The organism is Peribacillus sedimenti (assembly GCF_046237635.1).
GTDB classification, from domain to species: Bacteria; Bacillota; Bacilli; order Bacillales; family DSM-1321; genus Peribacillus; species Peribacillus sedimenti.
Window position 1 is genome coordinate 2,938,221 of the sequence record NZ_CP143547.1, and the last position, 12,025, is coordinate 2,950,245.

Sequence of the window (12,025 nt, forward strand, 5' to 3'; positions counted from 1 at the left end):
CCCCCCTATCTTGTCCGAATGGCTAGACGCTTCAATAATACGGAAAATAGAATAAGAAGCATCCCAGAAATAAGGATTGATGCCGCCGCTGCCTCACCAATATTCCCTTCCTTGAACGCCGTCTTATAGATAAAGATACTAGCTGTAGTTGTTGAGCTTCCCGGTCCTCCATTGGTTAGCACATAAATGACATCAAACGTGCGGAACGCATCAATTCCTCTAAGGAATGCTGCGACTAAAAGAATAGGAGAGACAACTGGAAGAATAACCCGAAAAATTGTCGTCCAGTATCCTGCTCCATCCACACTTGCAGCTTCATACAATCCGGTATCAACGGTCTGAAGCCCGGCGTATATAATAAGGAACGTGAACGGGATCCATTGTAGAACATCCAACGCTATTAGAAGCGGGACTACGCTTTTCGTATCGAACAGGTTTACCGTAATCCCAATGGCATCCAAGAAATAAGTAGCCACCCCAATATTTTCGTTCAGCATTAGGCGAAGCATGATTCCCATTAAGCTTGGTGCAACCATGATTGGGATGAGAATGAAAGATAGGACAATTCGTTTCCCCGGGAACACCCGATCAAACAAAAGAGCTAGAAGAAATCCGCACGCCAGTTCAATTATGGTAGTAATAACTGTAAACTTGACCGTAAACGACATCGCTTCCCAAAATGCTGTCCCCTTTAGAACGTTTAAATAGTTATCCAGCCAAATCCACTCAGTCACTTCACTTTGAAGGGTCATACTTTGGGTACTGGTGTACACACCATACAGCGCAGGAAACAGGACGAGAATGATAAGGAAGACAATCAATGGCGATGCGAACACCCACTTGGCCCATTTTTCTTTTTTGTACATATTATTCACCCCCCTGCATCATATGAAAAGAGGGAGCCAACATTGTTGCTCCCTGTTTCGACGCGTTTACTTCAAGGAATCTTCAAGTCCCTTCTGAGCATTTTCAAGGGCCTTATCGGTATTTCCTTGATCAATCCAAACCGCGCTCAGTTCTTTCGCTAGGATTTCAAGCATTTTTTGTGTTTGTGGCAGAATCGGCGGTGAATAACCAAACTTCTCAATGTGCTCTGAAATCACCGGAAGCACTTCACGCTCAGCTCCCATTTCATCAAGAACACTTGGAAGCGGAGGAATCCCACCATTTTTCGCATACGTTTTAAGTGCATCCTTTCCAGTCAGGTACTCCATCCATTTCAGAGCGGCTTCCTTGTGCTTGGAGTATTTGTTTAAACCTACCCCCAAACTGTGGACATGGGTTTTTCCACCAGGAATCGGGGCGATTCCGATTTTTCCAGCTGTATTGGGGCTCTTCTCTGAAGAGTTCAATTCGTCATATGCAGCACTCCACTGAATTGCAAACGCCGCGTTCCCTGATTTTAGGGCTTCCTGGGTTTCAGCGTATTCTGCTACACTTGAGTTGGGGCTTGTAAATTGGTTTTTATAAATATTTTGATACACCTGTAAGGCGGTTTTCGCTTCAGGTGAGTTGATGGTTACCTTGTCACCTTCCATCCATTGTCCACCACTTCCCCATAGTACATCATCCCAAATCATCACGTTGAAGATTAGGTTTTTCAACTGTAAGGCTGTGCCATATTTTGTTGGAGAGTCGGCATTTTCATTCTGGGTAAAAAAGGCAGCAGTAGCGACAAAATCTTTCCAGTCCCAGTCTTTTGGATCCTTTGGCTCCAGGCTTGTACCGACTGCTTTTTCGCTGACCTTAGCGTATGTTTCTTTCCACTTGGTATCATTTAGAAGTTTTTCAATGAGGTCTTTCCGGTAGAGAAGGAAGTGATTACTCACGTCCATGGGGATTCCGAGGGTATTTCCGTCCACGGTTAGTGAGTCAATAGAAGATTTTAGGTAGTTGTTCAGTTCTAGTTTGTTATTTAATGGGTCCAGGTTAGGTGCGTGTTGGCCAATAATGTAGCTCGCCGTAAAATACATGTCGACTTCATCCGATTTTGACTTCATCATGGCCGCTTCACGCTCATATGTTCCGTCTCGGCTCAGCAGCACCATTTCTACTTTTACTTTATCTTCTTTCCCCTGGCCACTATTGTACTCTTCCACCACTTTTTGCATGGCATCACTTTCAGGGCCTGGCCAATAAACCATTTTTACCATTGATGCCCCGTCTGACTTTCCTCCGGTCTCCTGGCTGTTTTTAGAACACGCCACGATTATGCCAATAGACAGAATAAAGACAAAGAGCGCAAACATCCGTTTTTTCATTCCCAATCCCTCCTTATTGAAAATTTAGAACTTTCAGAATTTATTATAATTCCTCCTGTTTTGGAAGTAAATACCTCTTTTCGATAAATTTAGGAGAAAATTTCCGTTTATATGCAAATTTACAGGTAAGATATTCAAACATAATCAAAGTTACTGTTATTATTTCAACTCCTCAAAACTTTCATATTCATTAAGAAACTTCAGCTTAACCGTCCCATTCGGCTCTTCCGCGGCTTAGGCAAGAATAACTTCCACCACATTAGCTTCCACACTCTCATTGTTGTAATAATCCTACCGATACAGAAACGCAATCAAGTCAGCATCCGGCTTAACCTAGAAGATAGAATGATAAAAATACTGCTTCTTTTCACCCGTATAACCTTGCTATCCTTCCGAGATATCTTCTTTCGTGCGCATTTTTTGAATAGTTTGGGATAATGTCCGATTCGCTTTTAACCAACGAACAATAGAATATTATACGCCGTAGCTTGTCCAGTACAGCAACTCTATAAAAGGGGTATTGCTTTGCCAGGGTTGATTCAGCACATCGGCCGGGAGGTCATTGTGCGAGGTCGTGGTGGCAGAGAGTTTCAAGGGAGAATGGATGCAGTTGACCCAGCACGGGGAGTATTTATTACTTCCGGATTCAGAAGACTTTTTTTCCCTTCATATTCATCGTTGACATTTTTTCATTCAGTGGAAGACTCATTTTTTAGGGGAAATAGGTAAAGTCAGATTTTTCATTTATTAAGCTGGGATAATCCCCGATCTTTTTTGCATAAATAAAAAAGCCTATTACAAGAGTCTGTCCCAGTTAACAGGCTTTTTCACTATCAAGTGTATTAGTAGCCGCCGTATCCGCCCATCCAAGAGCATCCGATGATGATTAATAAGATAAACAATACTACGATTAGAGCGAATCCATTGCCCATCCCTCCACCATATCCATCTGACATATTATCAGCCCCTTTGCGTAAATTCTTACTGTCACTCACTTTATCTTATGTACAAACCCTCTTGAAGGACAGGGCTTTTAACAATATGCCAGTCTCTTTTGCAGCATAAAAATGCAAAACATAGAGTCTTCGCTTTTTAAAGGATGAATGCCGAGGGTGTGGAGACGGCTTGTTTCTTCCTTTAATTTAGCTTATGCCGCACCTATAAAATCTTCAGCAGGTACATTAGTCTCTCCTTTGATCATCCCTTCACTTCTGTATAAAGAATACATATACGCAGCAATCTGGAGGTTTTTTCCACAGCACACCATATATCCAAACATCCATTTCACTCCCTGCTTTTACCTTTTTTTAGAATTCGACCACTATATGAAAGAATAGAGTAAACGTTACTTAGCCGCATCCTTATAAGATAGTTACGATTCCCAGGACGATGAAAAAGAGACAGTTGGACTCTGTCTCTTATAATTTTATTTCAAGTTTTCTAATGTTGAGGCTAACGATTTCATTACGTCTTATACACTGGCTGTTATGCCCCCATCGACATTCAAGATTTGCCCTGTCATATAATCGGAGGCGTGGGAGGCTAACAAGACGGTCACACCCTTCAAATCGGTATCATTGCCATAACGCCCAATCGGTATGTGTGACTCGATTTTTAGATGGGGTTTTAATACATCATTTGACATCTCTGTAGGAAAAAATCCTGGTGCAATGGCATTCACCTGAATTCCGTATCTTGCGAGTTTGATACTCAGGTCTTTCGTCAAGGTAATGACTGCACCTTTGCTCGTATTATATGGAACGGCCTGCATAACGGCTGGCGACGAACCCCCATAACCTGCAATAGAGGCTATATTGATGATTTTGCCGTAACCTTGCTTGATCATGACCCTGGCGGCTGCCTGTGAAAATAAGAATGCCCCCAGAACGTTCACATCCATTACGTCCTTCCATTGCTGCTCCGTTATTTTAAGCAAGGGGGCAAGGAAGGCAGTGCCGCTGTTATTGATAAGGATATCGATCTTGCCAAAAGTCTCAAGCGTTTGGTCGATCACGTCTTCAATATCTGCCTTTTTACTCACATCACATGGGCAGGCAAAAGAGTCGACTCCCATTCCCTTCAACTGCCGGCTGACTTCCATGCATGCTTTTAGATTTCGTGAACACACAACGATGTTTGCACCTGCTTCAGCCAGTGCTATCGCCATTTGCTTCCCCAATCCTCTTCCGCCGCCAGTGACAATGGCGGTCTTACCGCTTAAATCAAATAATTGATTGATATTTATATTCAGTCCCCCAGTCGGCACATTGTATTCAAAAAGTGATAACCTATCCGGTTTCCTTATTAACATATGCAGCAAGGAAGAGTCAGGAGTGGACAAACCGTTTATTTGATTCCAAGCGAATGGGGGTCAAGCAGCTATCTGGTCTAGGCGTTCTGTATTTTCGCCTACATATTGAGGTGTTACCTGTCTAATACAATCATCCTCAAACCATTCTTTGGCCTTAGTGTAATAGATGGGTAGGTCTTTACTTCATGATGGTCAGGTGCAAGGGTTAACCGGAAGCGCTGCATTATGGTCACCAGCACCAACGCTGCTTCCATCATGGCAAAGTGGTTACCGATACAGACTCTGGGGCCGCCACCGAAAGGAAAGTATGCGTAGGCCGGAATTGTTTTTACAAAATTATTTTCAAATCGTTCAGGGATGAAGGAATGGGGGTCATGGAAATACTCGGGTTTTCTATGCATCACATATTGACTGACAAGGACAATATCCCCTTTTTTAAACTGATAGCCACCGATCTCCACATCCTCGTCCACTTTCCGCCCGGTGACAAACCCCGGTGGGTACAGCCGCATAGATTCCCATAAAATATTTTGTGTGTAGGATAATTTCATAAAGTCATCCGGAACCGGTGAACGGTTACCAATAACCCTATCTATTTCCTGTAAAAGTTTTGCCTCAGCCTCAGGGTGCTGGGAAAGCAAATACAATGTCCAGGAGAGAGCATTTGCGGTCGTTTCATGCCCCGCAAGGAAAATCGTCATCACTTCATCACGGAGTTGCTCGTCTGACATGCCTACTCCGTCAACGTCATCGCGTGCATCCATAAGTATGCCTAGCATATCCTCATGCTTCTCGGGATCAGTGCGTCTCTTTTCAATGATATCGAAAATGATTCGATCCAATGCATTGACTGCATTTTTAAAATCCCGATTTCGTTTTGTGGGTACCCACAATGGAAGGTTTATAAGGCCTCTCATCCTTTTAATGGCCATTTTCATAGCTGTCTCTATCGATTCCCCGATTCTATGGTAACCCTCCGTAAAGTCCATGTGGAACATGGTTTTACAGATAATGCCTAGCGTAATGCTCATCATATCCTGGGTGATGACCCTTTCTTCCCCATGATTCCAATTAGATAAATAATCGGCTGTTAAATCAATCATGTCCTGTCCATACGTGATAATATGAGATTTCTTGAACGCAGGCTGAATCAGCCTTCTTTGACGCATATGGAGGTCCTTGTCGCTGGTAAGCAGGCCTTCCCCGAGTATGGGCTTCAGAGCCTTGAAGTCATCCGACTTCACAAAGCTCTTTTGCTTTGTCACGAGTACCTGTTTAATCATCTCTGGGTCTGAAACCAGATAAAAATTTCGGAATGGACCCATACGAAATTTAGCAACCTCTCCGTATTCCGTTGCCAACTGCGTAAGAAATGCAACTGGATCCGATTGGAATTCATTTAGATTCCCGGTTAGGATTTTCCCCTTTGGTCCTGTGGGCAAATTATGATATGTTGACGTCTCATCCAATGTTCCGTTCTCCTCCCTGGTAGTAAGATATATTTCCTTTATGTTATGTACAAATAAACATTCGGCTTGTACTTTAGTTGACTATCACACAATAAAAAATAAGGGCGGAAGCAGCACGGCTTAATTAAAATCACTACCTATGCTAACCAGACTTTTGTCGAAAATATAACTTCTGCCAAGGAAGAAAGTATAGCCTCAATGAATCGGAAGGAAAAAACTTCTCCTAAAACCTGTACGAAAAACCACACTGTCTGGGCATAATCAACAGAGTACGTAAGCACCATGATGCTCGAATTTTTGTAAAGAACGAGTATCAAAAGGATTAAACGGGCAATATGTTATATAGAGCGAGGCAGGTTTACTACAAAACAAACCACCAGCATAGCCTTGCTCCTGTTTAGCAAAGTATTTAGTGGTTGTTATGCAGTAAATAAAAAAGGGGCTGCCTTAAACAGCTCCTGTTTCTCCATTCAAGCACCCGTTCCTGAAAAAAAGGAGCCAAAATCCCCTTTCCACCTTTTATGTGTAAAGCTGCTTATCCCCATGCCCTAATGATCGGTCGTGAATACTTCATTAATGTCTGTATAGTTTGCATAGTTAGGACTCGCGATGAGACTGTCTAGCACCAATGCAACCGCTCCAATTATGGCCCAGTAAAAAGGCTTAGCTTCTCTAAGCCAAAGCCAAATTATATCCCCTTCCTATTTCAGACAAGCCCAGGCAATACAAATCATGCAATTGCCTGAATCGATGAGTACTCACAATTGGTTAGCGATCACGTTGATACCAAAACATTACTCCCGTAAATACATACATTCACATTCATAGATACGTATCAATCGCATACAAAAATGCACGCTTACTATAGCAGCGTGCATTTTGTGCAAAATTCTGTCCGGAGATTGAAACGTATTTACCTATCAGACTTCAAAATCATATACTCCCTCTCCACTATTAGTTTCTCCACTTAAACAGCTTGTGGCCTTTACTTTCTGTCTTCTGTTATTTTAAGATTGTCAATTTGAAGCTTTCCATAATCGGTATAGGTGGCCAGCATTATATCCTAATCACCATTTCCACCATTTCAATCGCGGTAATCGCTACTCTCATCGTTTTTGGGATGAGTTTTTCAAAGATTATGAACCTCAAGTAAATAAAATTTTGAATACTTTCGCTAGAAGCATCCCTTGTTACTGGATGCTTTTTCTAATGTTTAAAACTAGGTTGCACCCTCCCGTAATGAACAACCTCATTCAATTCTTCACATTTCTGATAATATCCGGTTTTTGATCCTTACACACCTTACTAAGAATGTCTTTACGGCTTGCTCAATTTTCCTGGCAGTCCGTACACCTCCATATATTGGAGTCCGTTTTTAATCGCTTTTCTCATGTTCCGCCTCATTTTAAGTTAAGGCAGCTAAGGGAGCCTGTGCTCATTTGAATAAGAATTTATAAAGAATCGGATGTGTAGGTCATTGATGTTTGTTTTACAAAGTAGAATTTTTGTCCAATCCTTTTCGATTAACACTTCATTCTATGATGTGTAAAGGATGTGATATATGAGTATGCGCGACTATGTTTCGGTAAAAGACTCTTACGTAGTGAGAATCAGCGGCAAGTTCTTTCTGGTGATAGAGCTGCAAATAATGTTACATGAAAAAAAGCAGGTAAAAGTATTTTTTCATGAGATTTCCTCACAGGAGGCTGAAATTCTAAAGCATATGGGCGTATAAGAGGATTTCGACTGCTGCATTTAATGCCTTCCTTCTCCCTATCCTTTTTATTCCACAGCTACTCCAAAATAACCAGCAATAGTCCAAGCCATCAACACCTACGCGCATAAAATAAAAGAAAAAGAGACGCAAGAAGCCACTTGTTAGAAAAAGGGGAGTAGTAGCAGCGCACCGCTCAAAACGACATGAACAATCGTTAAAATCCAATACACGTCTTTCCTACCTCCTGCCGGGACTCAATCCGAAAATCAGAACAAATTGTTCTAAGGCGCCATTTACACAAAAAGCATGATTCTAAAAAAACTTAGACCATACGTTCATAGGATCTGGGTTCAATCCCATCATATATGACCTTGATAATCGCTATGTTTCGAAAATCCCAATGTCTCCAGAGGGTTTTAGAAGCAACGAAAAGAGGATGATATATACCTTAACTGCGATGATGGATTAAAAAAACACCTTTGCCCTGCAATTGAGCATGACATGGATGGATTATTATGAAAAAGATGGAGACAAAGCTTTCTTGATTAGTTATGGGATTTTTTCCTGAAGTGTATTTTACATGTGGATGGCGGAGCTTCCGCAATCGCTTACTATTTGAAAAAAGAATGAAAGGAGACATTTACTTGAAAAAAATAAAGAAAAGCAGAGATTTTTATGAATCTCTTAAAATAAGAGGACTTGAAATAGAGCAAGAACTTAACAGAAAGATTCATGATTTTATGAATAAGAAGGAATTGATTCAACAAGCAAGTCTGAACTCCGCTAAGTTTGCCAATAGAGTAAGACAGCTTCAGGAAAAGATGGAGACGGTATCCTCTGTATGGGATTTTCCAACAAAGCGTGAAGTGGCGGATCTGGCAAAATCGCAGGTTCGGCTCGAGGAAAAAATCGATAGATTCGAGGATATGATATCCCAGCTCTTAACAAGCCCACATTCAACTGGTCATACACAAGTCGAAGCATCGATACCTGTCGTTCAAGGCCTTTCAAAACAAGATAAAAAGCAAAGACTCCGTCGGCTCTTTCAAACCATCCTGGATAAGCATACAGCAACATTGAATCAAAGGGAGAACTCAAATGAAGGATAGAAAGGGAAAAAGGAAAAGCTACGAAAAGCATTCTAAAATGAAGCTGGCTCTTGAAGCCCTAAACTCACCATTGCCTGAAATGGGCGTCACGAAGAGAGAGGCAATCTGGAAGAAAAATAAAACGACGCTTTGGTATTACCCTCCATCTGAAAAAAAATTCCTTGTTCCCGTTTTTCTGGTATATTCGCTGGTAAACCAGCCGGTAATACTAGACCTGGGACCAGGGATGAGTCTGGTTGAAGCCTTTGTCAACGACGGCTTTGAAGTGTATCTTTTGGACTTTGGCATACCGGGTTACGAAGATGGAGATATCAGTATTGATAAGTATATTGTGGATTATATTCGGGTGGCTTCACAGAAGACGTTAAGGCATTCCGGTGCGCAAGAACTTTCAGTTATGGGATTCTGTCTTGGAGGCACAATGGCTGCGATGTATGCTTCCATTGCTGATGAACCCATTAAGAACCTGATCCTTTCTGGAACTCCTGTTGACTTTAGTCATTCTCCCTTTGATCAGTGGGCTGAGGCTTTACGGGAAGACTCCATTAACTTCGATGACCTATGGGATATACTTCAGATTATTCCCGCTAGTGCCATGAAACAAGGGACACGGCTAATAACTACCCCTCTAAGCTTCTCCCCTTACCTGTCCCTCCTTAACAAAGCAGACGATCCGGAATATGTGGAAAAGTGGCGTCGGATTAACGCCTGGACCAATGGACATATTCCACTCACTGGTGCGGTTGTAAAGCAGCTAATGAACGATCTATTTAAACACAACAGACTAATCGAGGATAACCTTTTAATCAATGGAAAAAGAGCCTCTTTAACAAATATAAAAAGTTCAGTTCTAGTTGTTTCCGGAGAGAATGATAGTTTAGTACCCATGGACATGATCACGCCTATTATGAAACTTCTTTCTAGCCAGGATAAAGCACTTAAGGTTCTAAAAAGTGGACATATATTTTTTGCAGAGACTGGTGGTCTGCCTGAATATATTGCAGAATGGCTGCCTTCAAGGTCGGTCCCCATCGGTGACCTATGACCATAAAAGTCCCTTTCACCGAGAGGAGGGATCAAAATGTATATGATCTTTCCACCCGGTGTCGGAATCATTCAGCTAGAAACACAGACTTTAGGGATGGCGACTCCAGTATTCGCCAGCTTTTTAGCCTATTTACAGGAACTCGAGAGTGACGACACAATACTTTAGTGTTTAGTTGTATGTGCACCCTTAGCATGTAAGGATTGCCATATAGTTCTTATCGTTTATAGCTCCTTAATTTTATATTATCAGAAAACCCGTACCCTTTCAGGACAAGCACCTGGGTTAAGGATCGGAATGAAAGGAAGTGATGACATGAAGGGAAGAAGAAGAGCAAAGATTAGACAATACCTTGAGCGTTTAAGGGATTTTCAATTGGGAAGACGAAAAAGAAACCAAAAGAAGGAATTGCTCCGTAAACTAATCAAAAATGTTAATGGGTTTAAGTAAGAAACGTTCCTAAATGGAATGTGGAGGTAAAATCCACGCACAAATCAGTGCAGGTGCTGGCTATACCGGAAACTATACAAAGTCTGGTTTACTACACAGTCCTCCATCGGTCTATTAACGCTCTTCCTTATAAATAGCTATGAAATAAAGTCATACATTCTCCGACTATTACTCTCTTAATCAACTTCTCATGGATTCTCTACAAAAATAATTGTATGAATTTGTTCATAGAAAATTTACTGTTTATTAACTTACCCTAGGAAGATCCCTTTCCTAGGGTTATTAATTTGAGCACAAAGGAAATTAATAAAAAAACTATCCACGAAATAATGTGTACTAACTAAACCTCCTTTCAACTTTCATATAGTTAAACCTCCTTAAACCGCCCGAACTCCTTATGGAAATCCAGTCTAACAGTCCCAATCGGCCCATTCCGCTGCTTCGCAAGGATCACCTCCACCACATTGGCTTCTTTGCTTTCATTGTTGTAATAATCATCCCTGTAAAGAAACGCAATCAAATCGGCATCCTGCTCAATTTGTCCGCTTTCCCGCAAATCCGAAAGCAGGGGCCGTTTGTTCTGCCTGCTTTCCACTCCCCTGCTCAGCTGGGACAGAGCCATCACCGTTACGTTCAGCTCCCTTGCCATATGCTTCAGTTCACGGCTAATCGCACTGATTTCAGCCTGCCGATTCTGTTTATGCTTTGGATCCCCCACGATCAGCTGCAGATAATCAATCACCACCAGCATTCTCTTTTCCCCATCATACATCTTCCGTAATTGCCGGACCTTGGACCAGATATAGTTGATATCCATTGCCCCACGGTCAAATATATGTAAATTGGAAAGCGAGAGTTTTCCCATCGCATCCGTCAAACCCATCCAATCACTGTCCTGAAACTCCTTACGCGGATTCCTCATCCGCTGTGTGCTGATATTCCCTATGAAACTCGTCGCCCTTTTCAAAAGCTGCTTTTTCCCCATCTCAAGTGAAAAAATGACAGCTATATGTTCGATGGCAGCATGGGCGGCAATATTGAGGGCAAAGGCGGTTTTACCAACACTCGGACGGGCACCGATCACGATAAGGTCACTATCCTGAAACCCTCCGGTAAGCAGATCTAGCTTGCCGAAACCGGAGGATATGCCTGTGATATCCCCCATTTCTGTTTCACAATCCTCGTAAATGTCAGTAAGTGATGAATATATACTGCCTGAATCCTCATCTTTCGCTGACTGGCCAATCGAGAGCAGCTGGTTAATTCCCGTCTGGATGGTGCTGCCGATATCCTCTTCTCTTGCTTGTTCCATAATTTTAGCGGCTATTTCACCAGTCCTGCGTTTTTGATAGTATTGGAAAACCGTATCCTGGTAATAGTGAAAATTGGCACTGCTGGGGACGCTCCCGGCCAGCTGTGTGATATATGCAATCCCGCCTATTTTCTCAAGATTATGGGTCCCTATTTGCTCCACGACCGAAATGACATCGATTGGCTTGCCTTTTTCGTCCAGCCGTTTCATAGCCCAAAGTATTCGCTTTAATCTCGTTATGTACAGATGCTCTGGCTGAATTGTACACTCCCTGATCAAACCTTCATCAAGAAATAATGCACCAACGACCGCTTCTTCTGCATCCTGGCTGAACAATCTCAAAGCATCCAT

12 protein-coding genes are annotated in these 12,025 nt (G+C 42.1%); 5 read left to right on the forward strand and 7 right to left on the reverse strand.

The genetic code is table 11. From position 1 onward, the window contains the following. Positions 1-5 precede the first annotated feature (5 nt). From V1500_RS14545 to V1500_RS14570, 6 genes are all read right to left on the reverse strand, one after another. Positions 6-866, reverse strand: coding sequence for a carbohydrate ABC transporter permease (locus V1500_RS14545; protein ID WP_409300264.1), 861 nt, complete (start codon positions 864-866; stop codon positions 6-8). Between the two features lie 66 nt (positions 867-932). Further along, a complete protein-coding gene (locus V1500_RS14550; protein WP_409300265.1) occupies positions 933-2,261 on the reverse strand; it encodes an ABC transporter substrate-binding protein in 1,329 nt (442 codons plus the stop codon). Positions 2,262-3,103: 842 nt separating this feature from the next. Then, complete coding sequence (locus tag V1500_RS14555) at positions 3,104-3,217, reverse strand: YjcZ family sporulation protein (protein ID WP_409300267.1); 114 nt, start codon at positions 3,215-3,217, stop codon at positions 3,104-3,106. Positions 3,218-3,408: 191 nt separating this feature from the next. Further along, positions 3,409-3,540, reverse strand: a complete 132-nt coding sequence (locus tag V1500_RS14560) for a hypothetical protein (RefSeq protein WP_409300269.1) — start codon at positions 3,538-3,540, stop codon at positions 3,409-3,411. A gap of 192 nt (positions 3,541-3,732) precedes the next feature. Next, positions 3,733-4,506 carry an SDR family oxidoreductase gene (locus V1500_RS14565; RefSeq protein WP_409306001.1) on the reverse strand — a complete coding sequence of 258 codons (774 nt, stop codon included), beginning with the start codon at positions 4,504-4,506 and terminating at the stop codon, positions 3,733-3,735. Between the two features lie 179 nt (positions 4,507-4,685). After that, a complete protein-coding gene (locus tag V1500_RS14570; RefSeq protein ID WP_409300271.1) occupies positions 4,686-6,041 on the reverse strand; it encodes a cytochrome P450 in 1,356 nt (451 codons plus the stop codon). A gap of 1,561 nt (positions 6,042-7,602) precedes the next feature. Between V1500_RS14570 and V1500_RS14575 the strand changes: the two genes are divergently transcribed. The 5 genes from V1500_RS14575 to V1500_RS14595 all read left to right on the forward strand — a co-directional run bounded on the left by V1500_RS14575 (position 7,603) and on the right by V1500_RS14595 (position 10,362). Next, a complete protein-coding gene (locus tag V1500_RS14575; RefSeq protein ID WP_409300273.1) occupies positions 7,603-7,776 on the forward strand; it encodes a hypothetical protein in 174 nt (57 codons plus the stop codon). A 626-nt stretch (positions 7,777-8,402) separates the two neighbouring features. Then, positions 8,403-8,867, forward strand: a complete 465-nt coding sequence (locus V1500_RS14580; RefSeq protein WP_409300275.1) for a hypothetical protein — start codon at positions 8,403-8,405, stop codon at positions 8,865-8,867. Continuing rightward, the gene (locus V1500_RS14585) at positions 8,857-9,912 is read left to right on the forward strand and encodes an alpha/beta fold hydrolase (RefSeq protein WP_409300277.1); all 1,056 of its coding nucleotides are present in this window, start codon (positions 8,857-8,859) and stop codon (positions 9,910-9,912) included. The genes V1500_RS14580 and V1500_RS14585 overlap by 11 nt, the downstream gene beginning before the upstream one ends. 36 nt (positions 9,913-9,948) lie before the next feature. Further along, on the forward strand, positions 9,949-10,080 hold the full coding sequence (locus V1500_RS14590; protein WP_409300279.1) for a hypothetical protein: 132 nt from the start codon (positions 9,949-9,951) through the stop codon (positions 10,078-10,080). 147 nt (positions 10,081-10,227) lie between these two features. Continuing rightward, entirely contained in the window at positions 10,228-10,362 is a 135-nt protein-coding gene (locus V1500_RS14595; protein WP_409300281.1) for a hypothetical protein, read from the forward strand. A gap of 367 nt (positions 10,363-10,729) precedes the next feature. On the opposite strand, the gene dnaB is transcribed toward V1500_RS14595, so the two are convergent. Next, the gene (gene dnaB, locus V1500_RS14600) at positions 10,730-12,025 is read right to left on the reverse strand and encodes a replicative DNA helicase (RefSeq protein WP_409300283.1); all 1,296 of its coding nucleotides are present in this window, start codon (positions 12,023-12,025) and stop codon (positions 10,730-10,732) included.